The organism is Kitasatospora sp. NPDC059747 (assembly GCF_042732955.1).
Classification (GTDB): Bacteria; Actinomycetota; Actinomycetes; order Streptomycetales; family Streptomycetaceae; genus Kitasatospora.
Genome location: NZ_JBHWGV010000061.1, coordinates 1 through 16,250 on the forward strand (window position 1 = coordinate 1; position 16,250 = coordinate 16,250).

The 16,250-nt window shown below is 73.5% G+C and carries 16 protein-coding genes; 9 read left to right on the forward strand and 7 right to left on the reverse strand.

What is annotated here, in order from left to right; genetic code table 11:
• Positions 1–89 precede the first annotated feature (89 nt).
• The 5 genes from ACFV4G_RS25040 to ACFV4G_RS25060 all read right to left on the reverse strand — a co-directional run bounded on the left by ACFV4G_RS25040 (position 90) and on the right by ACFV4G_RS25060 (position 5,069).
• Positions 90–1,073, reverse strand: a complete 984-nt coding sequence (locus ACFV4G_RS25040; protein WP_380444010.1) for an LLM class F420-dependent oxidoreductase — start codon at positions 1,071–1,073, stop codon at positions 90–92.
• A gap of 16 nt (positions 1,074–1,089) precedes the next feature.
• Positions 1,090–1,803 carry a TenA family protein gene (locus ACFV4G_RS25045; RefSeq protein ID WP_380444012.1) on the reverse strand — a complete coding sequence of 238 codons (714 nt, stop codon included), beginning with the start codon at positions 1,801–1,803 and terminating at the stop codon, positions 1,090–1,092.
• A complete protein-coding gene (locus ACFV4G_RS25050; RefSeq protein WP_380444014.1) occupies positions 1,803–2,225 on the reverse strand; it encodes an SCP2 sterol-binding domain-containing protein in 423 nt (140 codons plus the stop codon). Before ACFV4G_RS25050 ends, ACFV4G_RS25045 begins: the two co-directional genes overlap by 1 nt.
• A 37-nt stretch (positions 2,226–2,262) precedes the next feature.
• Positions 2,263–3,723 carry an FAD-dependent monooxygenase gene (locus ACFV4G_RS25055; RefSeq protein ID WP_380444016.1) on the reverse strand — a complete coding sequence of 487 codons (1,461 nt, stop codon included), beginning with the start codon at positions 3,721–3,723 and terminating at the stop codon, positions 2,263–2,265.
• Positions 3,724–3,791: 68 nt separating this feature from the next.
• Complete coding sequence (locus ACFV4G_RS25060) at positions 3,792–5,069, reverse strand: lysine N(6)-hydroxylase/L-ornithine N(5)-oxygenase family protein (protein WP_380444018.1); 1,278 nt, start codon at positions 5,067–5,069, stop codon at positions 3,792–3,794.
• Between the two features lie 205 nt (positions 5,070–5,274).
• On the opposite strand from ACFV4G_RS25060, the gene asnB reads away from it, so the two are divergent.
• The 7 genes from asnB (at position 5,275) to ACFV4G_RS25095 (ending at position 11,409) form a co-directional block, all read left to right on the forward strand.
• Complete coding sequence (asnB, locus tag ACFV4G_RS25065) at positions 5,275–7,116, forward strand: asparagine synthase (glutamine-hydrolyzing) (RefSeq protein WP_380444020.1); 1,842 nt, start codon at positions 5,275–5,277, stop codon at positions 7,114–7,116.
• A gap of 36 nt (positions 7,117–7,152) precedes the next feature.
• Complete coding sequence (locus tag ACFV4G_RS25070; RefSeq protein ID WP_380444022.1) at positions 7,153–7,593, forward strand: cupin domain-containing protein; 441 nt, start codon at positions 7,153–7,155, stop codon at positions 7,591–7,593.
• On the forward strand, positions 7,590–8,861 hold the full coding sequence (locus tag ACFV4G_RS25075; RefSeq protein ID WP_380444024.1) for a beta-ketoacyl-[acyl-carrier-protein] synthase family protein: 1,272 nt from the start codon (positions 7,590–7,592) through the stop codon (positions 8,859–8,861). Before ACFV4G_RS25070 ends, ACFV4G_RS25075 begins: the two co-directional genes overlap by 4 nt.
• Positions 8,858–10,084, forward strand: coding sequence for a ketosynthase chain-length factor (locus ACFV4G_RS25080; RefSeq protein WP_380444026.1), 1,227 nt, complete (start codon positions 8,858–8,860; stop codon positions 10,082–10,084). Before ACFV4G_RS25075 ends, ACFV4G_RS25080 begins: the two co-directional genes overlap by 4 nt.
• 105 nt (positions 10,085–10,189) lie before the next feature.
• Positions 10,190–10,444, forward strand: a complete 255-nt coding sequence (locus tag ACFV4G_RS25085) for an acyl carrier protein (RefSeq protein ID WP_380444028.1) — start codon at positions 10,190–10,192, stop codon at positions 10,442–10,444.
• 5 nt (positions 10,445–10,449) lie between these two features.
• Entirely contained in the window at positions 10,450–10,908 is a 459-nt protein-coding gene (locus ACFV4G_RS25090; protein WP_380444030.1) for an SRPBCC family protein, read from the forward strand.
• Positions 10,909–10,995: 87 nt separating this feature from the next.
• Positions 10,996–11,409 (forward strand): hypothetical protein, encoded by a 414-nt coding sequence (locus tag ACFV4G_RS25095; protein WP_380444032.1) that lies wholly within the window; start codon positions 10,996–10,998, stop codon positions 11,407–11,409.
• 80 nt (positions 11,410–11,489) lie between these two features.
• On the opposite strand, the gene ACFV4G_RS25100 is transcribed toward ACFV4G_RS25095, so the two are convergent.
• Positions 11,490–12,599, reverse strand: coding sequence for a hypothetical protein (locus ACFV4G_RS25100; protein ID WP_380444034.1), 1,110 nt, complete (start codon positions 12,597–12,599; stop codon positions 11,490–11,492).
• A gap of 217 nt (positions 12,600–12,816) precedes the next feature.
• On the opposite strand from ACFV4G_RS25100, the gene ACFV4G_RS25105 reads away from it, so the two are divergent.
• The gene (locus tag ACFV4G_RS25105; RefSeq protein WP_380444036.1) at positions 12,817–14,829 is read left to right on the forward strand and encodes a transglycosylase domain-containing protein; all 2,013 of its coding nucleotides are present in this window, start codon (positions 12,817–12,819) and stop codon (positions 14,827–14,829) included.
• 3 nt (positions 14,830–14,832) lie between these two features.
• Here the strand turns inward: ACFV4G_RS25105 and sigJ are convergent, their stop codons facing one another.
• Positions 14,833–15,714 (reverse strand): RNA polymerase sigma factor SigJ, encoded by an 882-nt coding sequence (gene sigJ, locus ACFV4G_RS25110; RefSeq protein ID WP_380444038.1) that lies wholly within the window; start codon positions 15,712–15,714, stop codon positions 14,833–14,835.
• A 72-nt stretch (positions 15,715–15,786) separates the two neighbouring features.
• On the opposite strand from sigJ, the gene ACFV4G_RS25115 reads away from it, so the two are divergent.
• On the forward strand, positions 15,787–16,152 hold the full coding sequence (locus ACFV4G_RS25115; protein ID WP_380444040.1) for a hypothetical protein: 366 nt from the start codon (positions 15,787–15,789) through the stop codon (positions 16,150–16,152).
• Positions 16,153–16,250: the final 98 nt, after the last annotated feature.

Genomic DNA, 16,250 nt, shown 5'->3' on the forward strand with positions numbered 1-16,250 from the left:
GGTGTTTCGGGGTTGGGGGCGGGGGGGCCGCGGGGCGTTCGAGCGCGCAGGGGCCGCGATCGCCCGGCGGCCCGGAGCGGGAGCCCGGCTCAGGAGCGCCCGGCCGGAACGATCCTCGCCACCGCCGCAATGACCTCCGCCCACACGTCGAGCGCGCCCTCCCGCCACGGGTCGGGCGGCTCGACGATGGCGTGGTCGACCCCCAGCTCGGCGAGCCGCTCGAAGCGCTCGACCGCGCCGGCCGGGGAGTAGGCCCCGCCCCCGCCGGTCCGGGTGAGCGCGCCCGTGCCGAGCGTGGTCTTCTCGATCTCGCCGTACGGCCGCCCGGCCTCCTCGCAGCGCTGCCGCAGGACGTCGAACTGCTCGCGGATCACCTCGGTCGGCTTGAGGTGGGCGTTGCGCCGCATCGGGTGCTGCGGCGGCAGCGTGGCCAGCTTGTCCTTGATGAGCTCGGGGTCGGGCAGCTCGTAGACGTTGCAGGCGTCCGCGTACCGGGCGACCAGGCCGAAGGTCTTGCGCCGGCCCTGGCCGCCGATCAGCACCGGCGGGTGGGGCCGCTGCGGCGAGTTGGGCTCGTTGCGCGGCTCCTCCAGCCGGTAGTGCCTGCCGAGGAACGGCTCCTCGCTGCCCGCCCACATGTGCTTGGCGAGCCGCACGGTCTCCTCCAGCCGCTCGAACCGCTCGGCCCGCGGGACCACCGGGATGCCCAGGCCGCGCTGCTCCTCCTCGTACCAGGCGGCGCCGATGCCGAAGTACATCCGGCCGCCGGAGAGCGCGTCGAGGGTGCTGACCGTCTTCACCAGGACGCCGGGGTGGCGGTTCACCACGCCGGTGACGAGGGTGCCGAGGCGGATCCGCGAGGTCTGCCCGGCGACGAAGCCCAGCGTGGCGTACGCCTCCGGGCACGGGCCGGCCGGGCCGCGGTTGAGCGGGGTCTGGAAGAAGTGGTCCATCACCCAGAGGCTGTCGAAGCCGACCTCCTCCGCGGTCCGCGCGATCCGCCCGAGGGTGCTGCCGATGTTCTCCGGCGAGCCGGGCCAGCCGAAGTTGGTGATGTTGATGCCGAGGCGCACGCGCCACCTCCTTTGGTCAGGACGTCATGGAAGCGATGGGCCAGTCGAGTTGGCGCAGCGCGGCGTCGACGAAGCTCCACTCGTACCGGGCGGAGATCGCGAAGTTCCGTTCCAGCCGTACGAGTTCCTCGGCCGAGCAGCTGCGTCCCAGGTCGTCGACGAGGGCCAGGAAGCCCTCCAGGACCTCCCGGTAGTCCTCGCCCGGGTGCAGTGCGGAGACCCAGGAGGCGTAGCGGCCGCCGGGGTCGTGGCGCTCGCGCAGGTCGTCGGCGATGCTCAGGTAGAACCAGGAGCAGGGCAGCAGTGCCCCGACCCCCTCGGCCAGCGAACCGGCGCTCGCCGCGCCGAAGAACGACGTGTACGCGTGGGTGGCCGGATCGGCCGGCCGGGTGCGCCAGGAGTCGTCGCCGTCGGCGGCCAGCTCGCCCGCCATCAGGTCGTACCCGAGGGCCATGGCCTGGCGGGCCTCCAGGGTGCCGACCGCCATCCGGGTCAGCACCAGGGCGTGGTCGTGGTCGTGGGCCAGCGCGGCGCAGCGGGCCAGGGCGCGGCCGTACGCCGGGAGCAGGAAGTCGGCGTCCTGCCGGGCGAAGTGCAGCAGCGCCCCGCCCGGCAGGGAGCCGTCGCGCAGGCCGGCGAAGAACGGGTGCTCCCGGACGGCGTCCAGCAGCGGCGCGCCCGCGGCGCCCAGCCGTTCGTGCAGCGTCCCGGTCATCGGAGTCCGGGCCATCAGTCGAACCACTCGCCCTGCTTCATGCCGAAGAACGCGTTGCCGCGGAGCTTCAGCTTGCCGGTGACGAAGGCCTTCTGGCCGGAGAGCTTGCCGGTGGCCATCAGCAGCATGTCGACGACCTTGACGCCGATGACGACGTCGGCGTCCTCCCGGGTGCCCTTGCCGACCGTGCACGCGCCGTCGGCGACCACCAGGTGGTACTCCTGGACGCCGCCGGCGGTGGCCACCTCGTACTGGAAGACGCCGCTCTCGCCGCCCGCCTTGGCCGGGTTGAACGTCGAGGCCAGCTGCTCGTACACGGTGTCCAGCGCGGCCGGGACGCCGCCGGGCAGTCCGGCGAGCCTCCCTTCCACCTGGTCCTTGGGCGTGGCGTCCACCAGCGCGACCAGTTCCTTGAACCGGGTCTCCAGCTCGGACATTGTCGAACTCCTCTCGTTTGACATGGGATCGGGTGTTTCAGTCGCGGGCGAGGACGCGGGTGAGCGCGGCGACCAGCCGGTCGCCGTCCGGGTCCGCGCCGGTGCGGCTGCGCCAGGCGACGAAGCCGTCCGGGCGGACCAGCACCGCGCCGTCGTCGCGCACGCCGTGCCGCTCGGCCCACTGCGCGGTCGGCACGTCGAGGTCGAACCCGGCCAGGTAGAAGTCGAGTTCGACGTCGAGCTCGTCGCACGCGCGGAGCACGGAGGCCGCCCAGGTGGCGCCGGAGCGGTAGCGGTAGCCCAGGATGACGGACCACCAGTCCCACAGCCGCATGCCGTCGACCTCGTCGGACGCCGTGGTGCCGGTGCGCCAGACCATCTGCGCCATGGCCTGCTCCATGGTGAACTCGGAGACCGCGCGGCGCTCGGCGTCGTAGCTCTCCAGCAGCCCGGGGCCGGCCTCGCCCTTGACCACGGCGGCCAGCTTCCAGGCGAGGTTGTGGGCGTCCTGGATGCCGGTGCTGCCGCCGAACGCGCCGGTCGGCGGCACGATCCGGGCGGCGTCGCCGGCCAGCAGGACCCGCCCGTGGACGAACCGCTCGGCGCAGTACGCCCCGATCGCGAACGGCAGCACCTCGGTGCCGTCCGGTAGCTGGGGCACCAGCCGGCCGTCGAGCTCCGGCAGTCCGACCGCCTCCCGGAACAGCTCCAGGCAGCGCTCGGCCGGGTAGTCGGCGACCGTCTCGCCCTTGCGGGGCTCGAAGGGCACGCCGAAGCACCAGCGGTTCTTCCCGTCGTGCGGGAAGATCACCGTGCCCTGCCGCGGGCTGCCCAGGTAGGCGAAGCCGAAGCGGCGGCCCGCGACGACCTCCTCGATGTCGGCCTCGACCACCATGGAGAGGGTGTCGAGCAGCACCCCGGGGCCCTCCACCGGGATGTCCAGCAGGCGCCGCACGGTGCTGCGCTGGCCGTCCGCCGCCACCACGTAGGCGGCCTCCACGGTGTACTCGGCGCCGCCCGCGGCCTCGCGCACCCGCGCCGTGACGCCGTCCGGGCGCGGGGTGAGGGCGGTCAGCTCGACGCCGTAGCGCACGTCGGCGCCCAGCTCGCGGGCCCGTTCGCGCAGGATGACCTCCAGCCGGTCCTGGTCGATCGGGCACCACTCGGTCGGGCTGACACCGTCCGCGGAGCCGGTCGCCAGGTCGACGAAGTCGACGTCCCGGTCGGCCAGGGTGCGGGCCATCAGCATCCGCGAGGAGTCGGCGTCGGAGGCCACGATGCCCTCGCCCCGGGCGGCGAAGAGCCGCTCCTCCAGACCGGCCTGACGGAACACCTCCACCGAGCGGGCGTTGATCCCCCGGGCCCGGGGGTGCACCAGTTCCTGCGGATGGCGCTCGACCAGGACCGGGCGCAGCCCGTGCCAGGCCAGGAACACGGCCGCGGTCAGGCCTGCCATCCCGGCGCCCACGATCAGTACGTCGGTCCGGTTGTCGGGCATCTCGTCTACCTCCAGGTGCCGTTGGGCGGGGGAGCGGGGACCGGTCGGTCCGGGGCGGTCCGGGCGGGTCAGGCCCACAGGGTGTGGACCTGCTCGTCGCGGATGCTGAAGACCGACCGGTCCAGCAGGGAGTTGATGATCACGGCGCTGCGCACCGAGAGCAGGCTGAGGTTGGGGTCGACCACGCCGTGGCTGGACTGGGCGCGGTTCTGGGCGAAGATCCGGTTGGTGTCGCCGTGCTTCCAGCGCAACGAGTAGTCCGCCTCGATGACCGGCTCCTCGCCCGGTGCCAGGTCGAGCAGTTCGGGGTCCAGCGGCAGCGGCGCGGGCCGCCGCCCGGTGGCCAGCACGACGTGCCGGGCCGAGTGCTGCTCCTGGCCGCCGCCCAGCCGGCGGCAGCGCAGGACCACCGAGCCCTGCCGCTCGACGGCCCCGACCACGTCCCGGCCGGGCAGCATCATCACCGGGGAGCGTCCCTCGGCCAGCCGGATCTCGTAGTTGACCTGGTACAGCTCCTGCAGCGTGGCCATCGAGACGCCGTCGCTGGTGAGGATCTGGTTCGTCGCGACGCTGTCGCGCACGTGCGCCGGCAGGCTCTGGAAGTGGCGCACGTACGCGGGCCGGTAGAAGTCGTTGGCGGGCGGCGAGTCGTCCATCGGCGCGAACCACGGCCGCCGGCCGATCCAGCGGATCTCCCGCAGCCCGAGCCGCAGCAGCGAGAGCACCGCCTCGGCGCCGGTCTGGCCGCCGCCGATCACCACGGCCGTCTCGTGCGGTCCGGGCCGGCAGCCGGTGAAGTGCCCGGTGAGCTCCTCGGCGAGCAGGACGCCGTGCGGGCCGGGGAGTTCGAAGCAGTCCGGCACGTACGGGCGGGTGCCGAGGCCGAGCACCAGGTGGTCGGCGGTGGCCACCGGGCGGTCCCCGGAGCCCAGGACGAAGACGCCGTCGAAGGAGATCGCGGTGATGTCGACGCCGTACCGGATGGTGCCCAGCTCACCACTGGCCCAGGCCAGGTACCGGTCGTACTCCAGCCGGGGGATCGCCTCGAACTGGGCGTTCAGGAAGGCGTAGATCCGCCCGGTGGTGACCAGGTAGTTGAGGAAGGAGAAGCGGTTGCGCGGATCGACCAGGGTGACCAGGTCCTTCACCCAGGAGGTCTGCAGCCGGGCCCCCGGGTGCATCAGCTCGGGGTGCCAGGCGTGCGAGCCCCGCCGGTCGAAGAGCGCCACCGCCCCGGGAACGGTGCCCTCGGCGAGGGCGGCGAAGCTCAGGTTGGCCGGGCCCGCGCCGATGCCCGCGACCGCGAAGTGCGGGAGCCCGGCGGGCCGGCTGGTGGAAGTCGACACGGTTGAAGCCTCTTTACGTGAGGGTGCGGTGGCCCTGCGGTACTGCCGGGGACAGCGTTCCGGCTGCCGGTAGAGGAGTCCTCGAAACGCTCTGAGCCCCGGACACGCCCGCCGGACGTTCAGGCGGGCTCGATCCACCCGAGAGGGCGGCTCCCCATGCTGTGTCGCGGCACCGACCGGGGACGTCGCGACCGAGGGGATCCGCATGACTTGCATCGCCGGGTGGGTGGGGCTGGGGCCCGACCCGGACCGGAGGACGGCGGGCGTGGCCGCGATGGCCGCCGCGATGACGCCCGGGGGCCCGCCGGCCCACGGGACCTGGACCGACGGGAACGCCCTGCTGGCGTTCCCCGGCCCACCGGGGGCCCGCCCGGCCGCCCTGGTCGAGGACGGCGAGGTGACGGCCGTGATCGCCTTCGCCGGCACGCTGTACGGGCCCGAGGGCGTGCGCCGGGTGCTGGACGCCCGTGGCCACCGGCCCCGCTCCGGCGGCGACCCGGAGACCGTGCTCCACGCCTACCGGGAGTGGGGCGCGGACTGTCCGGTCCGGCTGGACGGCGCCTTCGCGTTCGCGCTGTGGGACGTCCGCCGCCGCCGGCTCCTGCTGGCCAGGGACCGCCTCGGCGTGCGGCCGCTGCACTACGCGCGGCTCGGCGACGAACTGGCCTTCGCCTCGGAGCCGAAGGCCCTGCTGGCCGGGGAGGCGGTCGACCCGGCGGCGGACGCGGACAGCCTGCGCGAGCTGTTCACCCAGATCAAGACCCCCGGCCGCAGCGTCTTCCGGGGCGTCGACGAGGTCCGTCCCGGCCACGTCGTGGAACTGGCCGACGGGTGGCTGACCGAGCGCGCCTACTGGCGGCTGCAGAGCCGCCCGCACCCCGACGACCGGGACACCACCGTCGCGACCGTGCGCCTGCTGCTGTCCGACGCGGTGAACCGGATGCTGCCCGAGGAGCCCGCGCCCTGCGTGCTGCTCTCCGGCGGCCTCGACTCGGGCGCGGTGGCCGCGCTGGCCGCCCGCACCTCGGCGGAGCGCGGGGCCAAGCCGCTGCTCACCGCCACCGGCACCTTCCTCGGCCACGCCGAGAACTTCCGCCCCGACCACGTGCGCGCCACCGCGGACGCCCCGTACGCGGCCGAACTGGCCCGCCACCTGGGCTCCGAGCACGTCGACGTGGTGCTCGGCACCGCCGACCTGGCCGACCCGGCCGGCCGCCTGGCGGTGCTGCGCGCCCAGGACCGGCCGACGCCGTTCGCCGAGATGGACGTCGCCGCCCACCTGCTCTTCGCCGCGGTGCGCGAGCGGGCCGGCGTCGTGCTCTCCGGCGAGGCCGCCGACGAGCTGTTCGGCGGCTTCCCGTGGATGCACGACCCGGAGCTGGTGCGCACCGGCCACTTCCCGTGGGTGGCGTACGAGCGCTCGCACGAGCAGTCCAGGGACGGGCTCGGGCTCGGCCTGTTCGACCGCGGGCTGCTGCGCGGCCTGGACCTGGCCGGGTTCGGCGCCGACAGCTACCGCCAGGCGATCGGCGAGGTGCCTCGGCTGGACGGCGAGAACGCGGCCGAGCGGCGCATGCGCGAGCTGTGCCACCTGCACCTGACCCGGTGGCTGCCGCGCCTGCTGGACCGGGACGACCGGCTGAGCCGGGCGGTGGGGCTGGACGCCCGGATGCCGTTCTGCGACCACCGCCTGGTCGAGTACGCCTTCAACGTGCCCTGGCGGATGAAGTCCTTCGACGGGCGCGAGAAGAGCCTGCTGCGGGCGGCCGTCGCCCCGCTGCTGCCGCGGTCGGTCGCCCAGCGGCGCAAGAGCCCGTTCCCGGTCAACCAGGACCCGGCGTACGCGCGGATGCTCCAGCGCGAGCTGGCCGCCGTGCTGCGCGACCCGGCCGCCCCGGTGGCCCCGCTGCTGGACGGCGCGGCGGCCCGCGCGGCGGCCGGCGCCGAATGGCCGGGCGGGTCGGACTGGCTGGCCCGCACCAACATCGAGTTCGCACTCCAGCTCAACACCTGGCTGGCCGAGTACCGCGTACAGCTTGCCGTCTGACGATCCGTCAGTCGGACCACCGGAGAAGGAGAGGCTATGACTTCAACCCCTGCGGGCGAGCCCGGGAAGGTCGCGTTCGCGGACGTCCCGCCGAACCGGCGGCGCGGCGGCGACCTGCGCGTCCTGCTCAGCCCGAGGACGTGCGCGGCCACCGCCGGCTTCCTGGGCGCGGGGTCGCTCATGCCCGGCGAGTTCGTCAGCGAGCACTACCACCCGTACTCCGAGGAGTACTTCTACATCGTCGGCGGCCGGATGACGCTGCTCCTGGAGGGGCGGCCGATCGAGCTGGTGGCGGGGGACTCGTTCATGATCCCCAAGGGGCTGCGGCACCGGATGGACAACCACGGCGACGAGGAGATGTTCGCCGTGTTCTTCCTCGGCCCGCTCGCCCCCAAGCCCGAGCTCGGCCACGTGGACACCGAGGAACTTCCCTCCTCCGGCGGCGAGTTGCCGCAGGTCGGAGCCGTGACCTCATGACCGGGCGCCGCGTCGTGGTGACCGGCATCGGGGTCATCGCACCCAAGGGCGTCGGCACCGGCGCGTTCTGGGACACCCTGACGGCCGGGCGCACCGCCACCCGCCGCATCACCCACTTCGATCCGTCGGACTTCCGCTGCCAGGTCGCCGCCGAGATCGACTTCGACCCGCTGGCCTGCGGCCTGTCCCCGCAGGAGGCCCGCCGTCTGGACCGGGCCGGCCAGTTCGCGCTGATCGCCGCCCGCGAGGCGCTCGCCGACAGCGGCCTGGCCGGCGGCGCGCCCGACCCGGGCCGGGTCGGCGTCTCGCTGGGCAACGCGATCGGCTGCACCGAGCTGATGGAGCGCGAGTACGTGGTGCTCAGCGACGGCGGCAGCAAGTGGCTGGTGGACCCGCAGTACGCCGTCCCGCACCTGTACGACGTCATGGTCCCCAGCTCGATGGCGGCCGAACTCGCCTGGGCCTGCGGCGCGGAGGGCCCGGTGGGCCTGATCTCCACCGGCTGCACCTCGGGCATCGACGCGCTGGGCCACGCCTTCGAGCTGGTCCGCGAGGGCAGCGCGGACGTGATGCTCGCGGCCGGCACCGACGCACCGGTCTCCCCGGTCACGGTCGCCTGCTTCGACACCCTGCGCGCCCAGTCCACCGCCAACGACGACCCCGAGCACGCCTGCCGTCCCTACGACCTCAACCGCAAGGGCCTGATCCTGGGCGAGGGTTCGGCGGTGATGGTCTTCGAGGAACTGGAACACGCCCGCAAGCGCGGCGCGTCCATCTACTGCGAGGTGGCCGGCTACGCGAGCCGCGCCAACGGCTACCACATGACCGGCCTCAAACCGGACGGCCGGGAGATGGCCGAGGCGATCCGGGCCGCGCTCGACCAGGCCCGGGTCAACCCGCAGGAGATCGACTACGTCAACGGGCACGGCTCCGGCACCCGGCAGAACGACCGGCACGAGACCGCGGCCTTCAAACGCGCCCTGGGCGCGCACGCCTACCGGGCCCCGGTCAGCTCCATCAAGTCGATGATCGGGCACTCGCTCGGCGCGATCGGCGCCATCGAGGTGGCCGCCTGCTGCCTGGCGATCGAGCACGACGTCGTGCCCCCGACCGCCAACCTGGAGACGCCGGACCCGGAGTGCGACCTGGACTACGTCCCGGTCACCGCCCGGGACCAGCGGACCGACGTCGTGCTCAGCGTCGGCAGCGGTTTCGGCGGGTTCCAGAGCGCGATCGTGCTGGCCGACGAGGGGAGGGTGCTCCGATGACCGCGGAACCGGACAGACGCGCCGTGGTGACCGGCCTGGGCGTCGTCGCGCCGACCGGGATCGGCGTGAAGACGTACTGGGCCAACACCCTCGACGGCCGCAGCGGGCTGGCGCCGATGACCCGGATGGACCCGACCGGCTACCCGATCAAGGTCATCGGCGAGGTGCCGGGCTTCGACCCGTACGCGCTGCTGCCCAGCCGGGTCGTCGTGGAGACCGCGCTGATGACCCAGTTCGGCCTGGTCTGCGCCGAGGAGGCCCTGCTCGACGGTGAGCTGGATCCCAAGGAGCAGCCCGAGTACCAGATGGGCGTCGTCACCGCCAACGCCACCGGCGGCGCCGAGTTCGGCCAGCGGGAGATGCAGAACCTCTACTCCAAGGGGCCCTCGCAGGTCGGCGCCTACATGGCGATCGCCTGGTTCTACGCGGCCAACTCGGGCCAGATCTCGATCCGGCACGGCATGCGCGGGCCGAGCGGCGTCTTCATCACCGACCAGGCCGGCGGGCTGGACTGCGTGGGCCAGGCCCGGCGCACGATCCGGGGCGGCACCACCTTCGTCCTGTCCGGCGGCACGGACTCCTCGTTCTCGCCCTCCGGCCTGGTCGGGCAGATCCCGCCCGGCCTGGTCAGCCGCAGCACCGACCCCGCCCGGGCCTACCTGCCCTTCGACGCCGAGGCCTCGGGCTACGCGCCCGGGGAGGGCGGGGCGATCCTCCTGGTCGAGGAGGCGGAGTCGGCCCGCGCCCGCGGCGTGCGCCCGTACGGCGAGATCGCGGGCTACGCCACCGCCTTCGACCCGCACCCGGCCACCGGGCGCGGGCCCAACCTGCGCCGGGCCATCGAGGGGGCGCTGGCCGACGCCCGGTGCGCGCCGGGCGACGTCGACGTGGTCTTCGCCGACGGCTACGGCGTCCCGGCGCTGGACCGGCTGGAGAGCCGGGCGCTCGCCGAGGTGTTCGGCCCCGCCGGGGTGCCGGTCACCGTGCCCAAGACCACCACCGGCCGCCTCTACGCGGCCGGCCCGACGGTCGACCTGGTGGCGGCGCTGCTGGCGGTGCGCCACGGCGTCGTCCCGCCGACCGTGAACGTCACCGCGCCCTCCCCGGACTGCCCGGTCGACCTGATCCTGGGCGACCCCAGGGAGGCGGTGGTGCGCACCGCGCTCGTGATCGCCCGCGGCCACAACGGCTTCAACGCCGCGGTCGTCGTCCGGGCCGTGTGAACAGGCCCTGCGCGAACGGGCCCTGCGCGGACAGGCTCTGCACGAACGGGCCCTGCGCGTACAAGAAGTGCACGAACAGTGCTCAACGGAAACGGAGTTGAAGCGATGGACACCCTGAACCTGGACGGCCTGCGGGACATCATGCGCCAGTGCGTGGGCACCGGCGAGGCCGTCGACCTCGACGGCGACATCCTGCACGCCGACTTCGGCGAGCTCGGCTACGACTCGCTGGCCGTCCTGGAGGTGGTCACCCAGGTCCAGGGCCGGCTCGGCGTCGCCATCCCGGACGAGGTGATCGACGACCTGCGCACCCCCGCGGCCCTGCTGGAGTACGTCAACCGGCAGCGCGCGGAGGCCTGAGCGCGATGACCGAACACGGGCACACCGAGTCGAGCACGGTCGTGGCGGCGCCGTTCGACCTGGTCTGGGAGATGACGAACGACGTGGCCGGCTGGCCGCGGCTGTTCACCGAGTACGCCGACGCGGAGATCCTCGAACAGCGGGGCGACACCGTGCGGTTCAGGCTCACCATGCACCCCGACGAGGCGGGCGTGGCCCGCACCTGGGTCTCCGAGCGCACCAGCGACCTGAGCACCCGCAGCGTGCGGGCCCACCGGGTCGAGACCGGACCCTTCGAGTACATGAAGATCTTCTGGGAGTACCGGGAGACCCCGGACGGCGTCCACATGCGCTGGGTGCAGGACTTCCACGTGCGGGACGAACTCCCCTTCGGGGACAAGGAGATGGCCGAGCACCTGACGGCCAACACGGTCGTCCAGATGCGGGCCGTCAAGGAGCGGATCGAGGCCGCCGCCAGAGCGTGACCCGGGCCTTCAGGCGCCAGCGCCCCCCCCCGGCCCCCCGCCCGCCGGCCCGGGGCGCCCGGCCCCGGCCACGACACGGGAGTCCTGGTGGCGAACCCCTCGGCCGAGGGGCGGCGCATCGCGGACGTCACGGGAGCCCAGCGGATCGCGTTCACCAGGCCCGCCGAGGGGGAGTTCATCCACACCTTCGGGTACCCGAAGGACCGGCTCAACAACCCCGCCGCCAAGTACGCCGGATCCCGGATGATCCACTGCGCCGGACCGGCCCGCCCCGGCCCCAAGGCCCCCCTCCTGTGGGGCGAGTCCTGCGACATGTCCCACGGAGCGAGCGGCGGCCCGCACCTGGCCCGCTTCGACACGCGCACCGGCGTCGGCACCGTCGTCGGCGTCACCACCACCAGCGAGGACCTCGCGGGCGGGCAGACCAACACGCTCTACGCCACGCGCTTCGGTGACAGTGCCCGCCACCTCTACACCTGGGCGCAGACCCGCCAGGCCTGACCTCCCACCCCGCCCCTGCCCGGCCGGCGTCGCCGCCCGGCCGGGCAGGGCACCTTCTCGACGCAGCCGGCGGGCCGCCGTCAGGCCGGGGGCAGGCCGGGCCCGGCCTGGTCGGGGCGGCGGTCGGCGGGGCGGGTCGGCGGGATGACGGGGGCGCGGAAGTCGCGGGGACCGGACCACAGGGCGGGGACGGCGTCGCTGCGCCGGGCGAGCTCGTAGGCGAGGGCCTCGTAGTTGACGCGCCAGCCGTTGAAGTGGCGCCAGGCGTCCTCGACCGGCCGCTCGCGGGTGAACCCGGCGGCGGTGATCATCGCGACGGCGCCGATGTACTCGGCGTAGGTGAGGCGGATCGGGGTGGCCGGGTCCGGGTCGGCGTCGAAGTCGACGCGCAGGGCGCGCGCGATGTCGCGCATCGCGGTGAAGCCGGCGCGGATCACCAGGCGGGCCTCGGGCGGGGCGGAGCGCGGGCACAGGGCGAGGTGGAGGGCGGCGGCGTCCATGACGGCGATCAGGCCGACGACCCAGCTGCGGTTGGGCTGCGGGGAGCGGAAGGAGAGCAGCACCGGGTAGTTGGAGTGGCTCTCGCCGATGTCGGCGGCCAGCCGCTCCCAGTCCCGGTAGAGCTGCGGCAGGGCCGTCTCGGTGTCGACGAGGGACTGCCGGGCCAGCAGCTCCGGGCCCCACGCGGGCTCGCCGGCCCGGGACTGGAGCAGCGTCACCTCGGTCTCGCGCCGCTGGTAGGCGGCGTAGAGGGTGGGCAGGTAGGCGATCTGCAGCGCGATGACGAGCGGGCCGCTGGAGGCGGCCATGAAGTCGATCACGGACAGGTGCAGGCGGTCGCCGCTGGCGAAGCCGAGCGTGAAGAGGCTGGATCCGGCCTCGCGGAACGAGACCGACCAGTCGAGCTCCGACGTGCCGTGCAGCAGCAGCGTGTACGCGAGCAGCATCCCGCTGAGCCACACCCCGAGCATGCCCAGCAGCACGAGCGGCGCGAGCCAGGTCAGTGCCCGGTCCTGCGCCCGGTAGGTGCCGAAGGGCGCGGCCCAGACGCGCAGCAGCAGCCGGAGTGCGGCCCAGAGCCGGAAGACGAGCGCCGAGTACAGGCCGCGGGGTACGACGAGCGTGCGCAGGATGCTGCCGATGACGAGCAGGAGCACGAGCACGCCGGCCACGGTGTGGATCAACCTCATGGGGTCATTCTGGCGGTCGTCCAGGTCAGGCGCGGCGCGGGGCGCCGACGGTGGCGGTTCGGCGCCGGGTACGGCGGTGGCTCGGCGGTGGTTCAACGCGAGCGGTCGTGTGCGGTATGAACATGATCACACCGATTTGGTGGCGTCCTGGCGCGGTCCCGCAGGCGTCTACCCCTTTGACGGGGACTGCATCCACCGACAGATCGGAGACCGGGCTGTGCGTTTACACAGGGTCGGGGGCAAGGGCGGGGGCGACGAACACCAGGCGGGGCGCCGACGACGGCACCCGCTACGGCGGCTCGACTACCCGCGCCGGGGCCGGCGCGGGATCCGCCGCTGGCTGCCGTCCTGGCGGCAGCTGCTCCTGCTCACCGGTGCCGGAGCGGTGACGGTCACGGCGCTGGCGGCCTGGCTCTACGCGACCACCGAGGTGCCCGAGGACCTCAACGCCTTCGCCACCCAGCAGAACAACGTCTACTACTGGGCGGACGGCACCGAGATGGCCAGGATCGGCGAGACCAACCGCCAGGAGGTGCCGCTCGACCGGGTGCCGGAGCCGGTGCAGTGGGCCGTGCTGTCCGCGGAGAACGAGACCTTCTACTCGGATCCGGGGATCTCGCTCTCGGGCATCGGCCGGGCGGTCGTCTCGATGGCCACCGGCGGCGACACCCAGGGCGGCTCGACCATCACCCAGCAGTACGTCAAGAACAGCTACCTGAACCAGCGCCAGGCCATGTCCCGCAAGCTCCGCGAGGCCGTCATCGCGATCAAGCTCGACCAGCGGATGAGCAAGCGGGACATCCTGGCCGGCTACCTGAACACCAGCTGGTTCGGGCGCGGCAGCTACGGCATCGAACGGGCCGCCGCCGCGTACTACGGCAAGGACGTCTCGCAGCTGAACCCGAGCGAAGGGGCCTTCCTGGCGGCCTTGTTGAAGGGGGCCGGGCAGTTCGATCCGGCGCTCGGCGAGGAGAACCGCGAGCGCGCCGAGGACCGGTGGTCCTGGATCCTGGACCGGATGGTGAAGGCCGGAAAGCTGTCCGTCGCCGAGCGCGCCGGCTACACGGAGTTCCCCGAACCGAGGCCCCAGCCGAAGGCGGCGGGGCTGAGCGGCCAGGTCGGCTACCTGGTGGACATGGCCAGGGCCTACGTCGAGGGCCACAGCGACATCACCCCGGCGCAGTTCGACCTCGGCGGCCACCAGATCTTCACCACCTTCGAGAAGCCGCGGGTCACCGCGCTGGCGGCGGCCGTGCAGGAGGCCACGAAGGGCATCGACCCGAACGCCCGCGAGGCCGACAAGCTGCTGAAGGTCGGCGCCGCGTCGGTGGCCCCGGACGGGCGGATGGTCGCGCTGTACGGCGGCCCGGACTACCTGAAGCAGGGGTACGACAACGCCAACGCCTCGTCGGTGCCCATGGGTTCGGCCTTCACCCCGCTGGTGTACGCGGCGGGGCTCGGCCAGGGCGTGCAGCGCCAGCGCGGCGGCAGCCGCTCGCCGGTGACGCCGGCCACCCTCTACAACGGCGACCACGGGGTGAACGTCATGACCCCGGAGGGGCCGTACTGGGGGCGCGACGGGAAGACCGCCAAGACCGCCAACGACGGCGGACGCAGCTGGGGCCCGGTGAGCCTGCGGAGCGCGATCGAGCAGTCCGTCAACGGGCCGATGGCGCAGCTCGCCATGGACGTCGGCCTGGACCGGGTGCAGCAGACCGCCACGGACCTGGGCCTCCTCCCGGGCAGCATGGGCGAGCTCGTGCCGGCCTTCGGTGTCGGCAACTCCACGCCGAGCGCGATCAGGGCCGCCGACGCGTACGCCGCCTTCGGGGCGAAGGGCAGCCGCACCGACCCCTACTCGGTGCTTCGGATCACCCGCAACGGGGAGGTGCTCGCGCTGCGGCTGCCGACGGCCGTCCAGGCGCTGAGCGCGGCTGCGGCGGGGGAGGTCGACGCGGCCTTGAAGGGCGCGGTTCGTGGCGGCAGCGCGCAGGCGGCCGCGGAGGCCGGCCCGGACGTTGCGGCGAAGCCCGGTACCACCGTGGACCGTACGGCGGGGTGGTTCGTCGGCTACAACGCGCGTGTGTCGACGGCGGTGACGGTGTTCCGGGCGGACCTGAAGGACATGAAGCTGCTCTCTCTGGAGGGCCTCGGCGGGGCTGCCCCGGACACCCTGGACTCCGAGCTGCCGGCGCGGATCTGGACGTCGTTCATGAAGGCGGCCGGGTAGGGCCTACAGACCCCAGGGCCCGAGCTTCTCCGGGTTGCGGACCGCCCAGATCCGGGTGACCCGGCCGTCGGCGACGTCGAACGACGCCACCGTCATGACGACGCCGTCGCGCCGGGCCACCAGGCCGGCCGCGCCGTTGACCGACCGCTCCAGGAGCTCCATGCCCGGCGCCTTGTCGGCGATGGCGAGCATGTACTGGGCGATCAGCGCGCCGCCCTCGACCGGGCGCAGGACGGTGCCGACCAGCCCGCCGCCGTCGGCGGTCATCACGGCGGCGGGGTCGAGCACGGCGACGAGGGCGGCGACGTCCTTGTTCTCCCAGGCCTTCTTGAGGCGCCGTACGGTGTCGGCCTGCCCGGTGGCCGTTGCGGGGGCGGGAGTGGTGCCCACCCGCCGTCGGGCGGAGGCCGCCAGTTGCTTGCAGGCCGCGGGGGTGCGGCCGAGGACGGCGGCGATCTCGGCGAAGGGGTAGCGGAAGACGTCGTGCAGGACGAACGCCACCCGCTCGGCGGGCGTCATCGACTCCAGGACGACGAGGAAGGCCATGGCCACCGACTCGTCGAGGACGATCTGGTCGGCGAGGCTCTCCTGGCCGTTCTCGCGCTGGGTACGGTCGGGCAGCGGCTCCGGCAGCCAGGCGCCGACGTACCGCTCACGGCGGGCCCGCGCCGAGCCGAGCACGTCCAGGCAGATGCGGCCGGTCACGGTCGTCAGCCACGCGCCGGGGGACACGATCTCGTCGCGCCGGCCGCCCGGCAGCGCGTACCAGCGGGCGTACGCCTCCTGGACGGCGTCCTCGGACTCGGCGAGGGAGCCGAGCAAGCGGTAGGCGATGTTGAGCAGTTGGCGCCGCTCGCCGGCTATGCCGTCCTGTGCCGATCCCATGGTCTTCGGCCTTACCTTTCCCGGGCCTGCGTCGTCGTGTTCGTGAGACCTTACTGAAGAGAGGACCGAGACATGGCGACGCAGGCGACTCCCGTGCGGCGTACGTTCCCGTTGGTGCGGATCGCGATCGCGCTCCAGACCCTGACGATCTTCCTGCAGGCCGCGTCCGCCGGGCTGCTGCTGACCGCGTCCTACGGGGAGACGCTGCACAGCGTCGGCGCCCGCGTGATGTACGGGGCGTCGATGCTGTACGTGCTGGCGGCGGTGCTGGCGTGGAAGCCGGGCGGCGGCCCGGTGCGGCCGGTCTGGGAGGCGTCGGGCTTCCTGGTCCTCGCGTCCGTCCAGGTCGTGCTCGGCGTGGCGCACGTGCCGTCGGTCCACTTGCCGTTGGGCGTGGCGATGTTCGGGCTGAGCGTGCTGGCGCTGGCGCGGCGGTGACGTCCGGTCCCGGGGTGGGGGCGGATTTGGGGGGGGCGCGATATAGCCGCGCCCCCCCCCCGGGGGGGGGCACAAACATAACCCGGCCCATCGGCCCC

Bases quoted from the DNA above. Each gene is read 5' to 3' on its own strand.
- ACFV4G_RS25050 (WP_380444014.1), bottom strand. From the start codon at position 2,225: ATGTCCGAGCTGGAGACCCGGTTCAAGGAACTGGTCGCGCTGGTGGAC.
- sigJ (WP_380444038.1), bottom strand. From the start codon at position 15,714: ATGGGATCGGCACAGGACGGCATAGCCGGCGAGCGGCGCCAACTGCTC.
- ACFV4G_RS25115 (WP_380444040.1), top strand. From the start codon at position 15,787: ATGGCGACGCAGGCGACTCCCGTGCGGCGTACGTTCCCGTTGGTGCGG.
- asnB (WP_380444020.1), top strand. From the start codon at position 5,275: ATGACTTGCATCGCCGGGTGGGTGGGGCTGGGGCCCGACCCGGACCGG.
- ACFV4G_RS25075 (WP_380444024.1), top strand. From the start codon at position 7,590: ATGACCGGGCGCCGCGTCGTGGTGACCGGCATCGGGGTCATCGCACCC.
- ACFV4G_RS25085 (WP_380444028.1), top strand. From the start codon at position 10,190: ATGGACACCCTGAACCTGGACGGCCTGCGGGACATCATGCGCCAGTGC.
- ACFV4G_RS25055 (WP_380444016.1), bottom strand. From the start codon at position 3,723: ATGCCCGACAACCGGACCGACGTACTGATCGTGGGCGCCGGGATGGCA.
- ACFV4G_RS25100 (WP_380444034.1), bottom strand. From the start codon at position 12,599: ATGAGGTTGATCCACACCGTGGCCGGCGTGCTCGTGCTCCTGCTCGTC.
- ACFV4G_RS25070 (WP_380444022.1), top strand. From the start codon at position 7,153: ATGACTTCAACCCCTGCGGGCGAGCCCGGGAAGGTCGCGTTCGCGGAC.
- ACFV4G_RS25080 (WP_380444026.1), top strand. From the start codon at position 8,858: ATGACCGCGGAACCGGACAGACGCGCCGTGGTGACCGGCCTGGGCGTC.
- ACFV4G_RS25090 (WP_380444030.1), top strand. From the start codon at position 10,450: ATGACCGAACACGGGCACACCGAGTCGAGCACGGTCGTGGCGGCGCCG.
- ACFV4G_RS25045 (WP_380444012.1), bottom strand. From the start codon at position 1,803: ATGGCCCGGACTCCGATGACCGGGACGCTGCACGAACGGCTGGGCGCC.